The sequence below is a fragment of the Comamonas badia DSM 17552 genome, from assembly GCF_000484635.1.
GTDB lineage: Bacteria > Pseudomonadota > Gammaproteobacteria > Burkholderiales > Burkholderiaceae_C > Comamonas_C > Comamonas_C badia.
This window is the reverse complement of sequence record NZ_AXVM01000002.1, coordinates 512,654-534,446: the sequence shown is the minus strand read 5'-3', so window position 1 is coordinate 534,446 and position 21,793 is coordinate 512,654. Positions and strand designations below refer to the sequence as shown.

Annotated in this window: 24 protein-coding genes; 19 read left to right on the top strand and 5 right to left on the bottom strand. The window is 66.1% G+C overall.

What is annotated here, in order from left to right; genetic code table 11:
• Positions 1-52: 52 nt before the first annotated feature.
• Positions 53-904 carry an alpha/beta fold hydrolase gene (locus K320_RS0106685; RefSeq protein WP_024538062.1) on the top strand — a complete coding sequence of 284 codons (852 nt, stop codon included), beginning with the start codon at positions 53-55 and terminating at the stop codon, positions 902-904.
• A gap of 6 nt (positions 905-910) precedes the next feature.
• Here the strand turns inward: K320_RS0106685 and K320_RS0106680 are convergent, their stop codons facing one another.
• Positions 911-1,342, bottom strand: coding sequence for an RNA-binding S4 domain-containing protein (locus K320_RS0106680; protein WP_024538061.1), 432 nt, complete (start codon positions 1,340-1,342; stop codon positions 911-913).
• Positions 1,343-1,586: 244 nt separating this feature from the next.
• On the opposite strand from K320_RS0106680, the gene rpsB reads away from it, so the two are divergent.
• The 17 genes from rpsB to K320_RS0106595 all read left to right on the top strand — a co-directional run bounded on the left by rpsB (position 1,587) and on the right by K320_RS0106595 (position 17,193).
• Entirely contained in the window at positions 1,587-2,342 is a 756-nt protein-coding gene (gene rpsB, locus K320_RS0106675) for a 30S ribosomal protein S2 (RefSeq protein ID WP_024538060.1), read from the top strand.
• A gap of 85 nt (positions 2,343-2,427) precedes the next feature.
• Complete coding sequence (gene tsf, locus K320_RS0106670) at positions 2,428-3,324, top strand: translation elongation factor Ts (protein ID WP_024538059.1); 897 nt, start codon at positions 2,428-2,430, stop codon at positions 3,322-3,324.
• A gap of 42 nt (positions 3,325-3,366) precedes the next feature.
• Positions 3,367-4,086, top strand: a complete 720-nt coding sequence (gene pyrH, locus K320_RS0106665; protein ID WP_024538058.1) for a UMP kinase — start codon at positions 3,367-3,369, stop codon at positions 4,084-4,086.
• Between the two features lie 36 nt (positions 4,087-4,122).
• A complete protein-coding gene (gene frr, locus K320_RS0106660) occupies positions 4,123-4,683 on the top strand; it encodes a ribosome recycling factor (protein ID WP_024538057.1) in 561 nt (186 codons plus the stop codon).
• Between the two features lie 51 nt (positions 4,684-4,734).
• Positions 4,735-5,487, top strand: coding sequence for a polyprenyl diphosphate synthase (gene uppS, locus K320_RS0106655; protein WP_024538056.1), 753 nt, complete (start codon positions 4,735-4,737; stop codon positions 5,485-5,487).
• Positions 5,481-6,323 carry a phosphatidate cytidylyltransferase gene (locus K320_RS0106650; RefSeq protein ID WP_024538055.1) on the top strand — a complete coding sequence of 281 codons (843 nt, stop codon included), beginning with the start codon at positions 5,481-5,483 and terminating at the stop codon, positions 6,321-6,323. Before uppS ends, K320_RS0106650 begins: the two co-directional genes overlap by 7 nt.
• A complete protein-coding gene (ispC, locus tag K320_RS0106645; RefSeq protein WP_024538054.1) occupies positions 6,320-7,495 on the top strand; it encodes a 1-deoxy-D-xylulose-5-phosphate reductoisomerase in 1,176 nt (391 codons plus the stop codon). The genes K320_RS0106650 and ispC overlap by 4 nt, the downstream gene beginning before the upstream one ends.
• 101 nt (positions 7,496-7,596) lie before the next feature.
• Entirely contained in the window at positions 7,597-8,961 is a 1,365-nt protein-coding gene (gene rseP, locus K320_RS0106640) for an RIP metalloprotease RseP (protein ID WP_024538053.1), read from the top strand.
• A gap of 43 nt (positions 8,962-9,004) precedes the next feature.
• A complete protein-coding gene (bamA, locus tag K320_RS0106635) occupies positions 9,005-11,302 on the top strand; it encodes an outer membrane protein assembly factor BamA (protein WP_024538052.1) in 2,298 nt (765 codons plus the stop codon).
• 8 nt (positions 11,303-11,310) lie between these two features.
• Positions 11,311-11,835: an OmpH family outer membrane protein gene (locus K320_RS0106630; RefSeq protein ID WP_024538051.1), complete on the top strand. Its 525-nt coding sequence runs from the start codon at positions 11,311-11,313 to the stop codon at positions 11,833-11,835.
• 24 nt (positions 11,836-11,859) lie between these two features.
• Positions 11,860-12,861 (top strand): UDP-3-O-(3-hydroxymyristoyl)glucosamine N-acyltransferase, encoded by a 1,002-nt coding sequence (gene lpxD, locus K320_RS0106625; RefSeq protein ID WP_024538050.1) that lies wholly within the window; start codon positions 11,860-11,862, stop codon positions 12,859-12,861.
• On the top strand, positions 12,858-13,301 hold the full coding sequence (fabZ, locus tag K320_RS0106620; protein ID WP_024538049.1) for a 3-hydroxyacyl-ACP dehydratase FabZ: 444 nt from the start codon (positions 12,858-12,860) through the stop codon (positions 13,299-13,301). Before lpxD ends, fabZ begins: the two co-directional genes overlap by 4 nt.
• Positions 13,302-13,314: 13 nt before the next feature.
• A complete protein-coding gene (lpxA, locus tag K320_RS0106615) occupies positions 13,315-14,103 on the top strand; it encodes an acyl-ACP--UDP-N-acetylglucosamine O-acyltransferase (RefSeq protein ID WP_024538048.1) in 789 nt (262 codons plus the stop codon).
• Between the two features lie 14 nt (positions 14,104-14,117).
• Positions 14,118-15,260: a lipid-A-disaccharide synthase gene (gene lpxB / locus K320_RS0106610; RefSeq protein WP_024538047.1), complete on the top strand. Its 1,143-nt coding sequence runs from the start codon at positions 14,118-14,120 to the stop codon at positions 15,258-15,260.
• Positions 15,235-15,858 (top strand): ribonuclease HII, encoded by a 624-nt coding sequence (gene rnhB, locus K320_RS0106605; RefSeq protein ID WP_024538046.1) that lies wholly within the window; start codon positions 15,235-15,237, stop codon positions 15,856-15,858. The genes lpxB and rnhB overlap by 26 nt, the downstream gene beginning before the upstream one ends.
• Entirely contained in the window at positions 15,855-16,736 is an 882-nt protein-coding gene (locus K320_RS0106600; protein ID WP_024538045.1) for a TrmH family RNA methyltransferase, read from the top strand. The genes rnhB and K320_RS0106600 overlap by 4 nt, the downstream gene beginning before the upstream one ends.
• Positions 16,737-16,809: 73 nt before the next feature.
• Positions 16,810-17,193, top strand: a complete 384-nt coding sequence (locus tag K320_RS0106595; RefSeq protein WP_029695879.1) for a DoxX family protein — start codon at positions 16,810-16,812, stop codon at positions 17,191-17,193.
• A 66-nt stretch (positions 17,194-17,259) separates the two neighbouring features.
• Here K320_RS0106595 and K320_RS0106590 read toward each other — a convergent pair whose 3' ends face one another.
• The 4 genes from K320_RS0106590 to K320_RS0106575 form a co-directional block, all read right to left on the bottom strand.
• Complete coding sequence (locus K320_RS0106590) at positions 17,260-17,850, bottom strand: C40 family peptidase (RefSeq protein ID WP_024538043.1); 591 nt, start codon at positions 17,848-17,850, stop codon at positions 17,260-17,262.
• A gap of 206 nt (positions 17,851-18,056) precedes the next feature.
• On the bottom strand, positions 18,057-18,668 hold the full coding sequence (locus tag K320_RS0106585; protein WP_024538042.1) for a methyltransferase domain-containing protein: 612 nt from the start codon (positions 18,666-18,668) through the stop codon (positions 18,057-18,059).
• Positions 18,669-18,727: 59 nt separating this feature from the next.
• Entirely contained in the window at positions 18,728-19,573 is an 846-nt protein-coding gene (locus tag K320_RS0106580; RefSeq protein ID WP_169730037.1) for a DMT family transporter, read from the bottom strand.
• A 61-nt stretch (positions 19,574-19,634) separates the two neighbouring features.
• Positions 19,635-20,240: a GNAT family N-acetyltransferase gene (locus tag K320_RS0106575; RefSeq protein ID WP_211236097.1), complete on the bottom strand. Its 606-nt coding sequence runs from the start codon at positions 20,238-20,240 to the stop codon at positions 19,635-19,637.
• 139 nt (positions 20,241-20,379) lie between these two features.
• Here K320_RS0106575 and K320_RS0106570 point away from each other — a divergent pair, with 139 nt between their 5' ends.
• Positions 20,380-21,774, top strand: coding sequence for an MFS transporter (locus tag K320_RS0106570; protein ID WP_024538039.1), 1,395 nt, complete (start codon positions 20,380-20,382; stop codon positions 21,772-21,774).
• The last annotated feature ends 19 nt before the right edge of the window (positions 21,775-21,793 follow it).

Sequence of the window (21,793 nt, the reverse complement as noted above, 5' to 3'; positions counted from 1 at the left end):
ACCTGGCCCGGGCGTTTCCATGGGCCGGTCATGCCTGATTCTTAGATTGTCTATGTCCTTCGCTTCACGTTACGCCACCTGCGCCGGCTACGAAATCCACTACATGGACTGGGGCAGTGCCGATGCCCCCGCCGTCATCGCCTGGCATGGCCTGGCGCGCACCGGGCGCGACATGGACGATCTGGCCGAATATCTGGCCGGCCAGGGCTTTCGCGTGGTCTGCCCCGACACGCTGGGCCGCGGCCTGAGCCAGTGGAGCAAGGCGCCCGACGAGGAGTACTGCCTGGCGTTCTACGTCCGGCTGGCGCAGGAGCTGCTGGACCAGCTGCGGCTCAAGCAGGTGCGCTGGATCGGCACCTCGATGGGCGGCGCGATCGGCCTGGCGGCGGCGGCCGGGGCGCTGGCGGGGCGCATCACCCATCTGGCGCTCAATGACATTGCACCGGTGCTCAACCCGGCCGCCATCGCGCGCATCCGCGCCTACGCGGGCCAGCCGCCAGCCTTTGATACCGTGAGCGGGCTGGAGGCGTTTTTCCGGCAGGTTTACGCGCCCTACGGCTGGCTGTCGGAGGTGCAGTGGCGGCGCCTGACGGAAAGCTCCACGCGCCGCCTGCCCGACGGGCGCGTCACGCCGCACTACGATCCGGCGATGGTGCGCCAGTTCGTCGTGCACGAGCACGACTACGACCAGTGGGCGGCTTGGGACGGTCTGCAAATTCCGGTGTTGTGCCTGCGCGGTGTGGATTCGGATCTGGTGCTGCCCGAGACCATCACCGCCATGCGCCAGCGCGGCCCCGGCGCGCGCGGCCTGCTGCAGGTCATCGAGGTGCCCGGTTGTGGCCATGCGCCGGCGCTCAATGTGCCGCGGCAGTTTGACTGGATCGAGGCGTTCTTTCGGCGCTGAACGTTTTCAGTCGCCATCCAGCGACGCACTCCAGCGGTCGCCCCAGCTGCCGTGCCGGGCGTCGTCCAGCGTGCGCCGGTCGCGCTTGGTGGGGCGGCCATGGCGCAGGGCATCGGCGGGCTCGGGCGCCAGGCGCCGGGCCTCGGCCGCCTGGGTGCGCGCCAGCAGGCTTTCGGCCGTTTCCTCGTAGAGTTGCTGCGCCACCGGCGCGGGGCCGCGCATCGCGCTGAGCGCCCGCACCACCACGGTGCGCGCCGTGCCGGCCTGCAGCAGCGCGACGGTGTCGCCCGCATGGATTTCGCGCGCCGGCTTGGCCGGCGTGCCGTTGACCTTGACCCGGCCTTTGTCCATTTCCTGAACGGCCAGGCTGCGCGTCTTGTAGAAACGGGCGCACCAGAGCCATTTGTCTATGCGCATTGCGTCGGGAGGGAGCGTCATGGCGTTCAAAAAGGAGTGTGCCTGACCGCGCGGGCAGCGCGTTCGGCCAAAACAGGCAGACCGCAACGCGGCTGATGCGAGCTATAATCCAAGAGTTTTTCCGTCATTGCAAACCTAGGGTTTACCCGTGTTTTGGCTGGCGAAAAGGCAAATCGCAAACCGGCCCATCCAGGTGTTGCGCCCACCCTATGGTGCAAGCGCGATTGTGGGGCCGGATTTAAGACCCAACCTCTGGAGTACTTCAATGTCCGTCACCATGCGTGAAATGCTGGAAGCCGGTGTCCACTTTGGCCACCAGACGCGCTTCTGGAACCCCAAGATGGCCCCGTTCATTTTCGGCCATCGCAACAAGATTCACATTGTGAATCTTGAAAAAACGCTTCCGATGTTCCAGGAAGCGCAGAAATTCGCCAGGCAGCTCGCCTCCAACCGCGGCACCATCCTGATGGTGGGCACCAAGCGCCAGGCGCGCGAGGTCATCGCCGAGCAGGCGCAGCGCGCCGGCATGCCCTATGTGGACCAGCGCTGGCTGGGCGGCATGCTGACCAACTTCAAGACGGTGAAGACCTCGATCAAGCGCCTCAAGGACATGAAGGCGCAGCAGGAAGCGGGTCTTGAGAGCATGAGCAAGAAAGAGCAGCTCATGTTCTCGCGCGAACTCGCCAAGCTGGAGAAGGACATCGGCGGCATCCAGGACATGACGGCGCTGCCCGATGCCATCTTCGTGATCGACGTGGGCTACCACAAGATCGCGATTGCCGAAGCCAGGAAGCTCGGCATTCCGCTGATCGGCGTGGTCGATACCAACCACAACCCCGAAGGCATCGACTACGTGATTCCGGGCAACGACGACTCGGCCAAGGCGGTGGCGCTGTATGCGCGCGGCATGGCCGATGCCATTCTGGACGGCAAGGCCAACGCGGTGGAGGAAGTCGCCAAGGCCGCCGCCGGGGACGATGGCGCGGACGAATTCGTGGAAGTGCAGGAATCGGCCGCCTGAACCCCCGCCGTGCCCGACGGAGGCACGCACCAACAAGTGGGGCCGGGTGCCCCATTTTTGTACGTACTGAATTGGAGAATGAACAATGGCAGCTATTACTGCAAGCATGGTGGGCGAACTGCGCGCCAAGACCGACGCGCCGATGATGGAGTGCAAGCGCGCGCTCACCGAGGCCGATGGCGACATGGCCAAGGCCGAGGAAATCCTGCGCGTCAAGCTGGGTACCAAGGCAGGCAAGGCGGCTTCGCGCGTGACGGCCGAGGGCGTGATCACGGCCTGGATCCAGGGTGACGCGGGTGCGATCGTTGAACTCAACAGCGAGACCGACTTCGTTTCCAAGAACGACAGCTTCATCGCCATGGCCAACGCCGCCGCCAGGCTGGTGGCCGAGCACGACCCGGCCGACATCGAAGCGCTGGTGGCGCTGGCCTACGAGCAGGACGGCTACGGCCCGACGCTGGAGGACGTGCGCAAGGGGCTGATCGGCAAGATCGGCGAGAACATGTCCTTCCGCCGCTTCAAGCGCTTTGCCGGCACCGCTCTCGCGCATTACCTGCACGGCACGCGCATCGGCGTGGTGGTCGAGTACGAAGGCGATGCCACGGCCGCCAAGGACGTGGCCATGCACGTGGCCGCGATGAAGCCGGTGGCGCTCACCAGCGCCGACGTGCCTGCCGATCTGGTGGAGCGCGAGCGCTCCGTCGCCGCCGCCAAGGCAGCCGAATCGGGCAAGCCCGCCGACATCGTCACCAAGATGGTCGAGGGTTCGATCCAGAAATACCTCAAGGAAGTCTCGCTGGCCGACCAGGTCTTCGTGAAGGCGGCCGATGGCAAGCAGACCGTGGCGCAGATGCTCAAGGACCACAAGACCGCCGTGAAGGGCTTCACGCTCTACATCGTCGGCGAGGGCATCGAGAAAAAGCAGGACGACTTTGCGGCCGAAGTGGCCGCGCAGGTGGCCGCCGCCAAGTCTGCCGTCTGATCGATCCATCCTCTCCCATCCACCATCGACCGAGAGCCCGCCATGACCGAAAAGCCCGCGCACCAACGTGTATTGCTCAAGCTCTCGGGCGAGGCGCTGATGGGCGACGACGCCTTCGGCATCAACCGCGCGACCATCGTGCGCATGGTGCAGGAGATTGCCGAGGTCACGCAGCTGGGCGTCGAGGTGGCGGTGGTGATCGGCGGGGGCAACATCTTTCGCGGCGTGGCCGGCGGTGCCGAGGGCATGGATCGCGCCACGGCCGATTACATGGGCATGCTGGCCACCGTGATGAACGCGCTGGCGCTGGCGGACACCATGAACAAGCAGGGCCTCACGGCCCGCGTGATGTCGGCCATCGGCATCCAGGAAGTGGTGGAACCCTACGTGCGCCCCAAGGCGCTGCAGTACCTCGAAGAGGGCAAGGTGGTGGTGTTCGCCGCGGGCACCGGCAACCCCTTCTTCACCACCGATACGGCGGCCGCATTGCGGGGGGCGGAAATCGGCGCCGACCTGGTGCTCAAGGCCACCAAGGTCGATGGCGTGTATACCGCCGACCCGAAGAAAGACCCCGACGCGGTGCGCTACACCAGCCTCACGTTTGACGAAGCGATGCTGAAGAACCTGGGCATCATGGACGCCACCGCGTTTGCGCTGTGCCGCGACCAGAAGCTGCCGATCCGCGTGTTTTCGATCTTCAAGCCCGGGGCGTTCAAGCGCGTCATCCTCGGTGAAGACGAGGGCACTCTGGTATACGCTTGAATGTTTGCGGCACTTAAAGCCGCGCAGGAGTCCGTCATGGCGATTGCCGACATCCAGAAGAACGCGAAAACGAAGATGGAGCATTCCGTCGAGGCGTTCAGGCACAACCTCACCAAGATCCGCACCGGGCGCGCGAGCACCGCGCTGCTCGATACCATCCACGTGGACTATTACGGCTCCATGGTGCCGCTGTCGCAGGTGGCCAACGTCTCGCTGATCGACGCGCGCACCATCAGCGTGCAGCCCTGGGAAAAGAACATGGGCGCCAAGGTCGAAAAAGCCATCCGCGAGAGCGATCTGGGCCTGAACCCCGCCTCCATGGGCGACCTGATCCGCGTGCCCATGCCGCCCATGAGCGAAGAGCGGCGCAAGGAAATGACCAAGATCGTGCGCCAGGAAGGCGAATCGGCCAAGGTCGTGATCCGCAACCTGCGCCGCGACGCCAATGAGGCGGTCAAGAAGATGGTCAAGGACAAGGAAGCGAGCGAGGACGAGCTCAAGCGTGCCGAGGCCGAGGTGCAGAAGCTCACCGACAAGCAGATCACCGAGATCGATGCCTTGGTGGCCGCCAAGGAACAGGACATCATGGCCGTGTGAAACGGTTGAGCGCCAGGCGTTTGGCGTTTGGCGTTTGTCTGTTCGGTATTCATGACGCTCAACGCACCACGCTCAACGCCCAACGGCGCAAGTCACCCGCCGCAGCACATCGCCATCGTCATGGATGGCAATGGCCGCTGGGCCCGGCGCCGCTTTCTGCCGCGCCTGGCGGGGCACAAGCAGGGCGTCGAATCGCTGCGCCGCTGCCTCAAGGCCTGCGCCGCGCGTGGCGTGGCGGTGCTGACGGTGTTTGCGTTCTCCTCCGAAAACTGGAACCGCCCGCAGGATGAGGTGTCCGGCCTGATGGAGCTGATGGGCAAGGCGCTGCTGCGCGAAGTGCCGCAGCTGGTGGAAGATGGCGTGCGCCTGTTTTTCATCGGCGAACGCGGCGGCCTTTCCGCAGGCATGCGGGATGCCCTCGCCCAGGCCGAGGCGGCCACGGCGCAGGGCGCGCGCATGGTGCTCAACGTCTGTTTCAACTACGGCGGGCGTTGGGACATCGCCCAGGCCGCGGCGGCGCTGGCCGCGCGCGGTGAAGCGATCACCGAAGCGAGCCTGCACGGCGCGATGGCCATGGGCCATGTGCCCGATCCTGACCTGCTGATTCGCACCGGCGGCGAGCTGCGCATCAGCAACTTTCTGCTCTGGCAGGCGGCCTATGCCGAGCTGTACTTCACCGATGCCTTGTGGCCGGATTTTGACGAGGCGGCGCTGGACGCCGCCATCGCCGACTTCGCCGCGCGCGAGCGCCGTTTTGGCCGCACCTCCGAGCAGGTGGTGGGTGTGGAGCCATCCACATGCTGAAGCAGCGCGTCATCACCGCGCTGGTGCTGCTGGCCATTTTGCTGCCGGCACTGGTCTACCCCTCGTTTGTGCCGCTGGCGGTCGTCACGCTGGTCTTGATTGCCGCCGGCTGCTGGGAGTGGGGCCGGCTCAACGGCCTGGCGCACGCTGCGTCGCTGGCGCTGGCGGCCGTGGGCAGCGTGCTGTGCCTGGCCAGCTGGCGGGCCGGCTGGATCGCGCTGCCGCTGCCCTGGCTGTGGCAGGCGGCGGGCGCGGCCTGGGTGCTGCTGGGCGGCTGGCTGCTGGCGCGCGGTGTGGCGGGCTGGCCGCAGGCCGCGCGCTGGCTGCGCGTGGCGGGCGGCGTGCTGGCGCTGTGGCTTGCGTGGCTGGCGATGGCGCGGGCGCGCGCGATCGGCATCAATTTCCTGCTTTCCATCCTCTGCCTCGTCTGGGCGGCGGATATCTGTGCCTACTTTGCCGGCCGGGCGTTCGGCAGGCGCAAGCTCGCACCGGCGATCAGCCCGGGCAAGAGCTGGGAAGGCGTCTGGGGCGGCATGGCGGGTGTGCTGGTGCTGGCACTGGCCTGGGCCTGGGCCGACGGCCATTGGCAGGCGGCGGTGCCCAGCCTGTACTCGCGGCTGGTGGGCATGGGGCTGCTCTGGTGGCTGCCGGCGCTGCTGTTCCTGACGGCCATGAGCGTGGTCGGCGACCTTGCCGAGTCGCTCGTCAAGCGCAGCGCCGGCATGAAGGACAGCAGCAAGCTGCTGCCCGGGCACGGCGGCGTGCTCGACCGCGTCGATGCGCTCTTGCCCACGCTGCCGCTGGCGCTCATGATTTCCAATTTCGCAAGCCCATGAAACAACGCCTCACGATTCTGGGGTCGACCGGTTCGATCGGCACCAATACCCTGGACGTCGTGGCCCGCCATCCGGACCAGTACGAAGTCTTTGCGCTCAGCGCCGCCACACGCGTCGATGACCTGCTGGCCCAATGCGCGCGGTTCAAGCCGTGCTACGCCGTCATGGCCAGCCCTGCGCATGCCGCCCAGCTCGCTGAAAAAATCAAGGCCAATGGGCTTGCAACGCAGGTATTGCAAGCGCCGGATGCTCTGGAACAGATAGCTTCACATCCCGAGGTGGATGCCGTCATGGCCGCCATCGTCGGCGCGGCGGGCCTGGCGCCCTGCCTGGCCGCGGCGCGCGCTGGCAAGCGCCTGCTGCTGGCCAACAAGGAGGCGCTGGTCGTCGGCGGCGAAGTCTTCCTGCGCGCGGTGCGAGAGGGCGGCGCGACGCTGCTGCCCATAGACAGCGAGCATTCGGCCATCTTCCAGAGCCTGCCCGAAGACCGCAACTGCTGGGCGCGGCGCGTGCAGCATGTGCTGCTCACCGCCTCGGGCGGGCCGTTTCGCACGCGCGATCCGGCCACGCTGCGCGACGTGACGCCCGAGGAAGCCTGCGCGCATCCGAACTTCGTCATGGGCCGCAAGATTTCGGTCGATTCCGCGACCATGATGAACAAGGCGCTGGAGGTGATCGAGGCGCGCTGGCTGTTCGATCTGCGCCCGGCGCAGATCAAGGTGGTGATCCACCCGCAGCAGATCATCCATTCCATGGTGCAGTACGTGGACGCGTCCATCCTCGCGCAGCTGGGCACGCCCGACATGCGCGTGCCGATTGCCTGCGGCCTGGCCTGGCCTGAGCGCATCGCCAGCGGCGCCGCGCCGCTGGATTTCAGCCAGCTCGCGGCGCTGACGTTCGAAGAGGCCGACGCACGGCGTTTCCCGGGCCTGCACCTGTCCTGGCAGGCGTTGGCCGCGCCGCGGGGCACGACCACGGTGCTCAACGCCGCCAACGAGGTGGCCGTCGCCGCGTTCTTGCAGCGCCGCATCCGTTTTGACCAGATCCATGCGGTCAACCGTGCAACTTTGGAGGCGGTGCGGCCCTCCAATCCCGATACGCTGCAGGCCTTGCTGGCGCTCGATGAACAGAGCCGCGCGGCAGCGTCGCAACAAGTTCGTCAATTTCAATAAAGTGAGCTGTTCGCGCTTCATGGTTCTGAGTTTCAGATAAAAATTGGCCTGAAACCCTTGTCCACCCAGCGCAAACAGCTCCTGTTTATTTCGAGGCTCCCATGGTTCTGACCGTTGCGGCTTTCCTCTTTGCGCTGGCCGTGTTGATCGCCATCCACGAATACGGCCACTACCGCGTGGCGGTGGCGTGCGGCGTCAAGGTGCTGCGCTTTTCCGTCGGCTTCGGCAAGCCGCTGCTGCGCTGGCAGCCCAAGGGCTCGCCAACCGAATGGGTGGTTGCGATGTTTCCGCTGGGCGGCTACGTGCGCATGCTCGACGAGCGCGAGGCGCCCGTGGCGCCCGAAGAGCGCCATCTGGCGTTCAACAACCAGCGCCTGGCCAAGCGCGCGGCGATCGTCGCCGCGGGCCCCCTGGCCAATCTGGTGCTGGCGGTGCTGCTGTATGCCCTGGTCAACTGGATGGGCGTGATGGAACCGGCGCCCTATCTGGCCGCGCCCGCGGTAGGCACGATTGCCGCGCAGGCCGGGGTGCAGGGCGGCGAGCAGGTGCTGGCCGCCGCGATGGGCGATGCGCAGCCCGAGCCGTTGCGCTCCTTTGACGACCTGCGCTGGCTGCTGGCGCGCAGCGCCCTGGATGGCGAAAGCGTGCGCCTGCTGCTGCAGGGCGGCACGGATGCCGCGCAGCGCTCGGTCACCTTGCGGCTGGACCACCTGGATACGCGCGAGCCGGATGCCGAGTTGCTGCGCAAGATCGGCATCACCGGCCCGTGGACGCGGCCCGTGATGGGCGAGGTGATGCCTGGCGGCGCGGCAGAGCGCGCCGGTCTGCGCGAGGGCGACGTGGTGCTGGCGATCGGCCCCGATGCCGTGGGGGATGGCCAGCAGCTGCGTGCGCTGATCCGTGCCAGCGTGAAAGACGGGCAGCCGCGCACGCAGGCCTGGCAGGTGGAGCGCGCGGGCCGGCGGCTGGAGATCGCCGTGACGCCGCAGCTGCGTGACGAGGAGGGCGTGGCCGTCGGGCGCATCGGTGCCTACGTGGGCGCCGCGCCCGAGATGCTGATGGTGCGCTATGGTCCTCTGGACGGGCTCTGGAAGGGCGCGCAGCGCACCTGGGAAATTTCGGCGCTCACGTTGCGCATGATGGGCCGCATGGTGATCGGAGAAGCCTCGGTGAAGAACCTGAGCGGCCCGCTCACGATCGCCGACTATGCAGGCAAATCGGCCCATAGGGGACTTACGGCCTACCTGGTGTTCCTGGCGCTCATCAGCGTGAGCCTGGGCGTGCTCAACCTGCTGCCGCTGCCCGTCCTCGACGGCGGGCACCTGATGTATTATTTATGGGAGGGAGTGACCGGCCATGGCGTATCTGATGCCTGGATGGAGCGATTGCAACGCGGTGGCGTCGCGCTACTCCTGGTGATGATGTCCATCGCCGTGTTCAACGATTTCACCCGGTTGTTTGGCTGACGATCAATGCCGGCGCCATCGCGCGACGGCTGGCGCTTCATTCATGAAAAATTTCTTTCCTGGTCCGGGAGTGCGCCACGTATTGGCCGCCGCTTCCCTGGTTTTGGCGGCGCAGGCCGCGTGGGCCCTGCAGCCCTTCAAGGTGCAGGACATCCGCGTCGAAGGCCTGCAGCGGGTGGAGCCGGGCACCATCTTTGCCTCGCTGCCAATGCGCGTGGGCGATGAGTACACCGATGAAAAGGGCGCCGCCGCCATCCGGGCGCTGTTTGCCCTGGGCCTGTTCAAGGATGTGAAGCTGGAGGCGCAGGGCAACGTGCTGGTGGTGGTCGTCGAAGAGCGGCCCACGGTGGCCGAGGTCGAATTCGCAGGCATCAAGGAATTCGACAAGGACCAGCTCAAGAAGGCCATGCGCGATGTCGGCGTGGTCGAAGGCCGCCCGTTCGACAAGGCGCTGGCCGATCGCGCCGAGCAGGAGCTCAAGCGCCAGTACCTCAACAAGAGCCTGTACGGGGCCGAGGTGGTCACCACCGTCACGCCAGTGGAACGCAACCGCGTGAACCTCACCTTCACGGTGACCGAGGGCGAGCCGGCCAAGATCAAGGACATCAGCATCGTCGGCGCCAAGGCGTTCAGCGAATCGACGCTGACCGACCTGTTCGACCTCGATACCGGCGGCTGGCTGAGCTGGTACACCAAGAGCGACCGCTACTCGCGCGCCAAGCTCAACGCCGATCTGGAATCCCTGCGCTCCTACTACCTGACGCGCGGCTACATGGAATTCCGCATCGATTCCACGCAAGTGGCGATTGCGCCGGACAAGCAGTCCATCTCCATCATCGTCAACGTCACCGAAGGCCCGCGCTACGTGGTGTCGGGCGTGACGCTGGCGGGCAACTACCTGGATCGCGACGACGAGTTCAAATCGCTCATCACGATCAAGCCGGGCGAGCCCTACAACGCCAATGCGGTGACCGACACCATCAAGGCGATGACCGACCATTTCGGCAATTTTGGCTATGCCTTCGCCAAGGTGGAGGCGGTGCCCGAGGTGGATCGCGAGAACAACCGCGTGCAGCTGGAGCTGCGCGCCGATCCGTCGCGCCGCGCCTACGTGCGGCGCATCAACATCGATGGCAACAACCGCACGCGCGACGAAGTCGTGCGCCGTGAATTCCGGCAGTACGAGGCCTCCTGGTACAACGGCGAAAAGATCAGGCTCTCGCGCGACCGCGTGGACCGGCTGGGCTTTTTCACCGAAGTCGGCGTCGAGACGCAAGAGGTGCCAGGCGCGCCCGACCAGGTGGATCTGCTGGTGCACGTGACGGAAAAACCCACCGGCATGATCCAGATCGGCGCTGGCTATTCGACCGCGGAAAAAATTTCGCTCACCTTCGGCATCAAGCAGGAAAACGTCTTCGGTTCGGGTAATACCCTGGGCGTGGATGTCAACACGGGCAAGTTCAACCGCACCATCGTGCTCTCCACGACCGACCCGTATTTCACCCAGGACGGCATTTCGCGCACGCTGGATGTCTTCTATCGCACCCAGCGGCCCTACCAGTACCAGGGGGGCGACTACAAGCTTGTCACCGAAGGTGGCAGCGTGCGCTTCGGCATTCCGTTCAGCGAGCTGGATACGGTCTATTTCGGCGCTGGCGTGGAGCGCACGCGCATCAAGTCGGGCACCAACATCCCGGCGGCGTATCTGGCCTATGCCGACAAGTATGGCGACTCCAGCTTCGCGATACCGCTCACGATAGGCTGGTCGCGCGACGATCGCGACAGCGCGCTGGCACCCAACTCCGGACGCCTGCAGAAAATCACCACGGAGCTGTCGCTGGCGGGTGATGCACGCTACGCCAAATTTGGCTACCAGTACCAGCAGTACATCCCGCTGACCAAGCGCTACACGCTGGCCTTCAACGGTGAGCTGGGCTACGGCAAGGGACTGAGTGGTCGGCCCTTCCCGGTCTTCAAGAACTACTACTCCGGCGGCCTGGGCTCGGTGCGCGGTTTTGACCAGGGCACGCTGGGCCCGCGGGATGTCACCGGGGCCATTCTGGGCGGCACCAAGAAGATCACGTTCAATACCGAATTCATGGCACCCTTCCCGGGTGCCGGCAATGACCGCACCTTGCGCTGGTTCGTGTTCGTTGATGTGGGCAATGTCTACGGCGACAATGATCCATGGTCGCTCAAGGAGCTGCGTGCCTCGGCCGGCCTCGGTCTGAGCTGGATTTCCCCGCTCGGGCCGCTGCGTCTGGCCTGGGGCCAGCCCATTCGCAAATTCGCTGGCGATAAAATCCAGCGCCTTCAATTCCAGATCGGTACTTCATTCTGATGTCTTCCATGAACCGTTTTTTCCGCAGCCTTTCCGTCATCGCGTTGGTGGGCAGCATGGCGGTCGCCGTGCCCGCGGCAGCCCAGGCGCAGAGCCTGAAAGCCGGGTTTGTCAACACCGACCGAATCTTCCGCGAAGCCGATGCCGCCAAGGCGGCGCAGGCCAAGCTGGAGCAGGAGTTTTCCAAGCGCGACAAGGAAATGCAGGACCTTTCCAAGGCCCTCAAAGCAGCATCGGACAAATTCGAGCGCGATGTCCCGACCATGTCCGAGAGCCAGCGCCAGACGCGCCAGCGCCAGCTGGCCGACCAGGACCGTGACCTGCAGCGCAAGAACCGCGAGTTTCAGGAAGACCTGAACGCGCGCAAAAATGAAGAATTGGCGCAGGTGCTGGACAAGGCCAACCGTATCATCAAGTCCATGGCCGAGACGGAAAACTACGACGTCATCCTGCAGGAAGCCGTGTACGTGAATCCCAAGCTGGACATCACCGACAAGGTGCTCAAAGCCATGAACAGCGCTGCGGGCAAGTAACGCGCCCCGCACCGAGGACATGGGGTGGGCCTGCGCCTGGGTTCGATCGTCGATGCCTTGGGCGGCAGCCTTGAGGGCGGCGACGAAAACCTGACGATAGAGCGCATCGCGCCGCTGGATACGGCAGCCAGCGGCGACCTTTCCTTTCTGAACAACCCGCGCTATGGCGCCCAGCTGGCCGCAAGCCGGGCGGCCTGCGTGATCGTGGCTCCTGCGCTGCGCGAACAGGCGTTGCGGCGCGGCGCGTGCATCGTCACCGATGATCCCTACGCCTATTTTGCGCGTGCGACGCAGTTGTGGGTGCGCCAGCTCGGGCTGGGTGCGGCGGCCGGCGTGCATCCGAGCGCCGTGGTGCATCCTGGCGCGCAGGTGGCGGAAAGCGCCAGCATCGGGCCCTTGTGCGTGGTCGAGCAGGGCGCGGTGGTTGGCGAACACACCGTGCTCAAGTCCCGCGTGACGGTCGGCGCGCGCTGCCGCATCGGCGCGCGCTGCATCGTCCATCCGGGCGTGGTGATCGGGGCCGATGGCTTCGGCTTCGCGCCGGAGCAGGGCGCCTGGATCAAGATCGAGCAATTGGGCGCCGTGCGTATCGGCGACGATGTGGAAATCGGTGCCAACACCTGCATCGACCGCGGGGCGCTGGACGACACGGTGATCGAGGATGGGGTCAAGCTCGACAACCTGATCCAGATCGCGCACAACGTGCATGTCGGCCGCCATACGGCGATGGCGGGCTGCACGGCGGTGGCCGGCAGCACGCGCATCGGCGCGCACTGTACGATTGCCGGCGCGGCGTCGATCATCGGGCATCTCACCATCGCGGACCATACGCACATTTCCACCAATACCGTCGTCATGCGCTCGATCACGCAGCCCGGTGGGCATTACACCGGCGTCTTCCCCATGGACGACAATGCGCACTGGGAAAAGAACGCCGCCACGCTGCGCCAGCTCTACCGGCTGCGCGAGCGCGTGAAGGCTCTCGAACAACAATTGCAGGACGCCGCCAGAGCCCGAAAACCATGATGGACATCCAATACATCCTCAATCAGCTGCCCCATCGCTATCCCTTTCTGCTGGTGGACAGGGTGCTTGAACTGGAGCGCAACCAGCGCATCCGCGCGATCAAGAACGTTACCTTCAACGAGCCCTTTTTCACCGGCCACTTCCCGGGCCGGCCGGTGATGCCTGGTGTGCTGATTCTGGAAGCGCTGGCGCAGGCGGCGGGCCTCTTGGCGTTTGATGCCATGGGCCAGGTGCCGGATGAGAACAACATCTATTACTTCGTCGGCATCGATGGCGCGCGCTTCAAGCACCCCGTGGTGCCGGGCGATCAGCTGATTCTGGACATCACCATAGACCGCGTGCGCGGCGGCATCTGGCGCTTCAACGGCGTCGGCCGCGTGGGCGAGAACGTGGCCGCGGAGGCGCAGCTCATGTGCACCATGCGCCACGTCGGCGAGTGAGCGCGGGGCTTGCGTGAGTCTCATCCACCCCACGGCCATCGTCGATGCCAAGGCGCGGCTCGATGCAAGCGTCAGCGTCGGGCCGTATGCCGTCATCGGCCCGCAGGTCGCCATCGGCGCGCGCACCCGCGTGGGCGCGCATTGCGTGATCGAGGGGCACACCACCATCGGTGAAGACTGCGCCATCTTCCAGTTTGCGTCGCTGGGGGGGGTGCCGCAGGACAAGAAATACGCGGGCGAGCCGACGCGCCTCGTGATCGGCCATCGCAACACCATCCGCGAGTTCTGCACCTTCAGTCTCGGCACCGCGCAGGACCGGAGCGAAACCACGATAGGCGACGACAACTGGATCATGGCCTATGTGCACGTCGCGCACGATTGCGTGGTGGGCAACCAGACCATACTGGCCAACAATGCCACGCTGGCCGGGCATGTGCACGTGGGTGACTGGGCGATCGTCGGCGGCCTCACGGGCGTGCACCAGTTCACGCATATCGGCGCGCATGTGATGGCGGGCTTCGGCAGCCATATTGCGCAGGACGTGCCGCCGTTCATGATGGTCGATGGCCATCCGCTGGCGGTGCGTGGCCTGAACGTCGAAGGGCTGCGCCGCCGCGGTTTTTCCGCCGAGCGCATCGCCACGCTCAAGCAGGCCTACCGCGTGCTCTACCGCGAGGGGCTGACGCTGCAGGCGGCGATCACGCAGATCGATGAGCTGGCCGAAAGCCATCCGGATGCGGAAGAAGACCTCGTGCTGCTGGGCGGCTTCCTGCGCCGCGCGCAGCGCGGCATCGTGCGTTGACCGGGTCCCTGGCCATGGCGCCGGCGCCTCGTGTGGCCATGGTGGCGGGCGAGACTTCGGGCGACCTGCTGGCTGGCTTGCTGCTGGGCGGGCTCAAGGCACGCTGGCCGGACGCCGCCAGCATGGGCATAGGCGGCGCCCGCATGGCGCAGCAGGGCTTTGACGCCTGGTGGGACAGTGAACGCCTGGCGGTGCATGGCTACAGCCTGGAGGTCGTGCAGCGCCTGGCGGGCATCTGGCGTATACGCCAGCAACTGCGTTCCCGCCTGCTGGTGCAGCGCCCGGATGTGTTCATCGGCGTCGATGCGCCGGATTTCAACCTGGGCCTGGAGCAGGGCTTGCGCGGCGCAGGCATCAAAACCGTGCATTTCGTCTGCCCCTCGATCTGGGCCTGGCGGCCCGGGCGGGTGCACAGGATCCGCGCCGCGGCCGACCACGTGCTCTGCCTCTTTCCCTTCGAACCCGCGCTGCTGGGCCAGCACGGCATTGCCGCCACCTATGTGGGCCATCCGCTGGCCAATGTCATACCGATGCAGCCCGACCGGGCTGCGGCACGCGCGGCGCTGGGCCTGCCGCTGGATGCGCCGGTGCTGGCCGTCCTGCCCGGCAGCCGCCGCGGCGAAGTGGCCTACCTGGCTTCGGTGTTCATTCAGGCGGCAGCACTTGTCAAACAAGCGCAACCAGCGGTCAAGATAGTGATTCCTGCCGTGCCCGCATTGCGCCAGCGCCTTGAACAGACCGCGCACGCATGCGGCATGGCCGGACAGGTCGCGATCGTCACCGGCCGCTCGCACGACGTGCTGGCGGCCTGCGACGTGACGCTGATCGCCAGCGGCACCGCCACGCTGGAGGCGGCGCTGTTCAAGCGCCCCATGGTCATCGCCTACCGCATGCACCCCTTTAGCTGGCGCATGATGCGGCGCAAGCAGCTGCAGCCCTGGGTGGGCTTGCCCAACATTCTTTGCGAGGATTTTGTCGTGCCGGAGCTGCTGCAGGATGCAGCGACCCCGCGCGCACTGGCCGATGCGCTGCTGCAGTGGCTGGATGACCCCGGGCGCGCGCAGGCCATGGCGCAGCGCTTTGCGGCTTTGCACGAGAGCCTGCGCCGCGATACCCCGCGGCTGGCGGCCGATGCGGTGGGAGCGCTTCTTGGCTGAACCGCCGATATTGAACTGGGACGCGCCGGGCGAGCGGGTGGCCGGGGTGGACGAGGCCGGGCGCGGACCGCTGGCCGGCCCCGTGGTGGCCGCGGCGGTCATTCTGGATCCGGCGCGGCCGATCGCGGGGCTGATGGATTCCAAGGCGCTATCGGCCGCGCGGCGCGAACAGCTCTTCGATCTCATCCAGGCGCGGGCCCTGGCCTGGCATGTGGCCGAGGCGAGCCGCGAAGAGATCGATGCCATCAACATCCTGCAGGCCACGCTGCTGGCGATGCGCCGCGCGGTGCAGGGCCTGCGCCTGCAGCCCGCGCGGGTGCTGGTGGATGGCAACCGCCTGCCGCTGCTGGCGATGCCTGCCGAGGCCATCGTCAAGGGCGATGCCAAGGTGGCGGCGATTTCCGCCGCCTCCATTCTTGCCAAGGTCACGCGCGACCGCTGGTGCCTGGGGCTGCATGCACGCTGGCCGCAGTACGGTTTCGACCAGCACAAGGGCTATGGCACGGCGCAGCACCTGGCGGCACTGGCAGAGCACGGCGCATGCCCGGAGCACCGCCGCTCGTTCGCGCCCGTGGCGCGGGCCATGGAGGCGCGATGACCGTGCGTGAACCCGTGCTGATCCAGTCGCGCGAGAACGCGCTCTTCAAACAGCTCAAGCGCCTGGCGCACGAGAGCGGGGCGTACCGCAGGCAGGGGCGAGTCTGGATCGAGGGCGAGCACCTGTGCAGCGCGGCGCGGCTGCGCGGCTGGCGCCCGGAGGTGGTGGTGTTTGCAGAATCCGCGCGGCCAGCGCAGGCCACGGCATTGCCCGCTCTCCCTCCCGGAGAGGACGGGGGTGAGGGCGTGCTCCCAGGCGCGCGACAAAAATTTCATCATTCAAATCAGTCTGAAACCCTTTTTGGCAAAGCGCAAGCAGCTATTAAAACCGTCATATTCACCGATGCCCTCTGGCGCGAATTCACCGCCCTCGAATCCCCCGAAGGCGTGGGCTACGTGCTCACCTTGCCTGCAGCGCCCGAGGTGCTGCCCGCTGCGCCCACCGTGGTGCTGGACCGCGTGCAGGACGCGGGCAATGTCGGCTCCATCCTGCGCAGCGCGGCGGCCTTTGGCTTTGCGCAGGTGCTGGCCCTCAAGGGCACGGCGCTGCTGTGGTCGCCCAAGGTGCTGCGCGCGGGCATGGGGGCGCACTTCGGCTTGCGTCTGCTGGAAGGCCTGGCGCTCGATCATCTGCAAGCCTTGAAGGTGCCGCTGCTGGCGACCAGTTCGCATCAAGGCGAATGGCTGCACCGTGCGCCGCTGCCCTGGCCCTGCGGCTGGTTGATGGGGCACGAGGGGCAGGGCGTAACGCCCGCGCTGCAGGCGCGTGCGGCGCAGCACATCCGCATCGTGCAGCCGGGGGGCGAGGAATCGCTCAATGTGGCCGCCGCCGCTGCGGTATGCCTGCACGCGAGCGCTGCCCAGCAGCATCGGGCATAAGCCTCTACACTGCGATACCCTGCGGCCCTCGCGGGTATTCAATCAGGGATCAACCCACTCAGAAGGAGTTTTCATGCCTGTGAACAACACGCCATCCCCCGACCTGCGTGCCTATGCGCTGATGTTGCTGCGCATCACGGCGGCCTATATGTTCCTGCTGCACGGTGTCATGAAATTCCAGGGCGGCGTGCCGCTGGGTTCGCTGCCGGGCGTGGCCATGGTGCTGGAACTGGTGGGCGGTGTACTGCTGATTCTTGGGCTGTTCGTGCGTCCCGTCGCCTTCATTCTGTCCGGACAAATGGCCGTCGCCTATTTTCTGGCGCACGCCTCCATGGGGGATTTCTGGTTGCCGCTGAAAAACAAGGGCGAATCGGCGGCCCTGTTCTGCTTCATCTTCCTGTACCTGTCGGCCGCCGGTGGCGGGGCCTGGGCGCTGGATCGCAAGCGCGGTGGCTGACGGCGCTTGTGCGCGCCGCGCCGCGGGGGCCGCACATGCCCTGCGCGTCGCGGCCCGCCCGCGCGGCTAGCGCATGGCGCTGTCCGCCCGCGGCGCGTCGCCGCCAAGAGCCTGGTCAGCGACCCGGCGTGCGCCGTTGAAGCGCAACCGCCAGTAGCGGGTGCCCATGTCCTCCACGCGCACCCGTTCGCCGCTGCGCGGTGAATGGATGAATTTGCCGTCGCCGATGTAAATCCCCACGTGGCTGAAGGCGTGGCGCATGGTGTTGAAGAACACCAGATCGCCGGGCTGCAGGTCTTTCTTGTCGATTTTTGCCGTGTGCGCGGCCTGTTCGGCGGCGCGGCGCGGCAGCAGCAGGCCGCGCGTCTGCTCGAACATGCTGCGCACGAAGCCGCTGCAGTCAAAACCCGTCTCTGCGCTGCTGCCGCCGCGGCGGTAGGGCACGCCGAGGAACCCCATGGCCGTGGCGACGAGGTCGGTGGTGTGGTCTGCCACATCGTGCACCTGGCCTGCAACGCCCTGGCCCAGGCTGGCCCAGTGGTCGCGCAGTTGCGCAGTCCATGCCGTGGGCTCCTGGGGCGTGGCAGTGAGGGAATCGGGCGCGGCGTAAGCGGCGGTGCTGCAGGCGAGCACCAGGATTGCGAACCATCGGGACATGGGGCGCGAGGATAACGGAATTTCGGCGCCCTTCCGGACGCAAAAATGTTTCAGAGTGAACCCCCTCGGAAAACGGTGTGGTTGCACCGTTTGCAGCTATCAAAACAAGGCGCCATCCGGCAATGTGCGTGGATGGGGTGGGGCTTGTGCCCGGCGCCGCATGACGCCCTCGCCGGTTTGCCAGTCCTGTCGGGAAAGATCAGGCGTCAGTGCGGCCACTCCGAAGGCTTGCGGGCGATGGCAGTTGCGAAGACCTTCCGGGTGTCATGGGGCGCCGGAAAGGTCTCGATTTTGCTGTACAGCACCTGCCAGCCTGCGAAGCGCTCGATCAGGCCGTCAGTCTTGAACAGGCAATGGCCTTCAGGCGCCAGCATGTCCGTGAAGGTACTGCCCTCCGTCAGCACGTTCACCGCGGCCACGCCGCCCGGCCGCACATGGGCCTGCATGTCCGCGAGCCTTCGGTAGGCGGTGGGACAGTCGAAGAACATCAGCAGCCCGATGCAGACGATGGCGTCGTAGTCCTTGTCTATCCGGTGCTCGCGAAGATCCGCTTCCGTGGCCGAAATACGCAAGCGCGCCTTCCGGGCGACCGCCTCGATGTGCTCGATGGCGGTGTGGCTCGCGTCCAGGGCGGTGACCGAGCATCCACGCCGCGCCGCCTCCACGGCAAGATTTCCCAGGCCGCAGCCGTAGTCAAGCACCTCGCCCGTGAGGTACTGGAGCGCGGCGGACTCGAAGGGGTTCAGTGCGAACTCCGCCGCCGCCACCTGGCGCTGGAACTGCTCGTCGAAGAATCGGACGCTCGTATTGGGGTGCATCTGGCGTGAATCTCCAATTCCGCTGGCCTCTGGCACTTTGAATGAGAGGGTGGATTCCTCTAGCCGGCCGTCACCAGGACGACGGACGCCAAGGCCAATGCGAGTCCGACCAGTTGCAGGCGCCCGATCTTCTCGCGCAGGACGAGCACGGCCAAGACGACGGTGACCGCGGAGTAGAAGGCGGTGATGACCGAAACAATGGTCAGCAGCCCCTGCTGCGTGGCCAGCAGGAAAGCCACCACTGCGAGCGCGCTGATGGGGCCGACCGCCAGGACAGGGCCGAGGCTGTCGCCGCGGCGAGGGAGCCACGGTTGGCGCAGTGCCATGGCGACGATGATGATGGCGCCCACGGACGCCAGCCAGAGCAGGGCGATTGGGAGCAGGCCCGACTGGCCGCTGATCTGGCCGACCAGCGCGAATTGGGTGCCGAACCCCAGACCGGCGATGGCCCCGTTGACGATTCCGGCGCGGGTCGTCGAGCGGGAGTCCGCGCCGCGCCGATCCGATTGCGGGATGAAGTAGAGCGCGGGAAACGCGATCACGAGGCCGATCCAGGCCAGCGGCCCGAGTGTGTCCCCGGTGGCCAGCCCGACGGCGACGGGCACGAGGGCAGCGCCTACGCCCGAGATTGGGGCAACGATGGCCATGCGGCTTTGGCTGAGGCCGCGGTAGAGGGCCGCGATGCCAACACCCTCCCCAACCCCTGCCGCGATCGCCCAGGCGAAGTCGGTCGGCTGGGGGCTGCCAGCCAGGAATGCCGCGGCGAGCGCGGTGGCGGCGGCGGCAGTGAGCTGGCTGACCATGGCGACCATCCAGCTTGAGCGCGTCTGGCTCAGGGCACCGCCGAGGAAGTCAGACAGTCCGTAGGCCAGCGCCGCAATCAGGGCCAACGTGATTGCCAGCATCGCGGTTTTCCTTTGCGAGTCGCGGGTATGCGCCGCGTTCCGGGCGCTCCTGTGCACAAGATCAAATGCTCCATTCGAAGTTGAGCCAATCGGTGTTCTCTCGTGCGCCCAGTTTCTTGTAGAAATTGATGCCCGGCTCGTTCCAGGGCGCGACAGTCCATTTGATGGTCGTGCATCCATGCTTCCTTGCTTCGTCGTTCAGGGCGCGCATGAGCTTCTCGCCAATGCTCTTGCCTCTGTGGTGCTTGGCGATGAACAATTCCTTCAGATAGATGGCTGGCCGCCCTTGTGCCGTGTAAGGAAGGAAGTAGTACACCAGCATGCCGGCAAGCGCGCCATCGACCTCCGCGACGATGCTGTGGAAATCGGGCGGGCTCTTCCGAAACCCGGATTCACGAACGATTTCAGGCGTGATGGCAAACGAATCAAGGTACCTCTCGAATATGGCGAGGTCCTTCATCAGCTCCCAAAGCTGCTCGGCGTCTTTTTCCTCGGCTTTTCTGATTTTCATGGACGGGTTCTCTTGTTCAATCGTGTTTCCATGGAGCACTTGCCGGTGCAGGACGTGCTGCGGTTGGGTGGGCGGCCTTAACCATAATGGATTTCGGGCAATTCGTTGCGCAGTGATGACCACGGTGTTGGCGCACGCAGTCGCCGAATAGGCCATTTTCTGTTATTTCGCTATATAAAAAGTAGCAATTTGCGCTTGATGACCAACCGTGAATGGCGTATCCGGTGCAAAATCCGCCGATGCCCAAGAGTGCCTGCATCAACGTATCCAGAACTGCTGCTCATGGGGGCTGCGCATGACAGGACTGGCCGCTGCTGTGGCAGAAAGCGACGTGCCGCGCGTACGCATCTTCATCGTGATCGCGCTCGCGCTGTTGATGATGTCGCTCGATTCGACCATCGTCGCCACCGCGCTGCACGCGATGCAGCTGGGTCTGGACACCACGATCAACTGGGCGGGCTGGACGCTCACGGCGTACGCGCTGGGCTTTGTGGTGGCGGTGCCTATCACCGGCAAGCTCAGCGAACGTTACGGCAGGCGGCGGGTGTTTCTGGTCTCGGTGCTGGTGTTCACGCTTGCCTCGCTGGCCTGCGGGCTGGTGAACGATATCTATTCATTGATAGCGCTTCGCGTAGTGCAGGCGGCCGGTGGTGCGGGTTTTACCCCATCGGCGACGGGCATCATCGTCGATCATTTCGGCAGTGCGCGCGACCGGGCGGTGAGCCTGTTTGGCAGCATCTTCCCGATCGGTGCGATGGTGGGGCCGATCTTTGGCGGGCTGTTCGTCGAATACTGGCACTGGCGCGGCGTGTTTCTGGTGAACGTGCCGATCGGCATCGTGATCCTGCTGGCCGCGTGGCGCCTGATTCCGCACGACCGCAAGAACCACCGTGGCGATGAGCCGCTGGATCTCGTCGGCATGGGGCTGATGGCCGCCTGCGTGCTGGGCGGCATGCTGGGGGTGAACTATCTGGGCGAGCGTGGTGTGGGCTTCCTCGCGCCGCGGGTCTGGCTGCCGCTTCTGGTGGCGGTGCTGGCGGGCTGGGCCTTCGTGCGGCATCTGCACCGGGCGGCGCGGCCCTTCATTGCGCCGCGCCTGCTGTTCGGGCCGGATTTTGGCGTGGTCAATCTGGTGAACGTACTCATCGGCGGGCTGCCGGTGGGCGCGATCGCGCTGGCGCCGCTGTATGCCACCAACCGCTATGGCATCAGCGCGCTGTCCTCGGGCACGCTGCTGGTGGCGCAGGGGCTGGCGTCGGTGGTGTTTTCGGTGCTGGCGGTGGTGGTGATACGGCGCACCGGCTACCGCGGGCCCATCGCGCTGGGCGGTTTGTGCGCCGCTGCCGGCCTGCTGCTGCTGGCCGTGCCGCCGCAGGCGGGCGCATCGCCCTATCTGTGGCTGGCGGGTTCTGCGGTGCTGGTGGGCATGGGCATAGGCATCACCAACCCGGCCAGCCGCAACGCCGGGCTGCAACTGGCGCCGCAGAGCGCCTCGTCGCTGGCGGCGATCCGCTCGATGTTCATGCAGGGAGGCACGATTTTGCTGGTGTCGCTCGCCACCGCGGTGCTGGCCGCGGTGGATGACCCGGGCATGGCGCAGGCCTGGATTTACGTGGTGGCGGCGGCGGTGGTGGCCGCTGCGGTGCTGGCACTGGCGCCCAAGGTGCCGGAACACAAAGGGGCGTGGTAACCACGCACCCTTGCTGCCG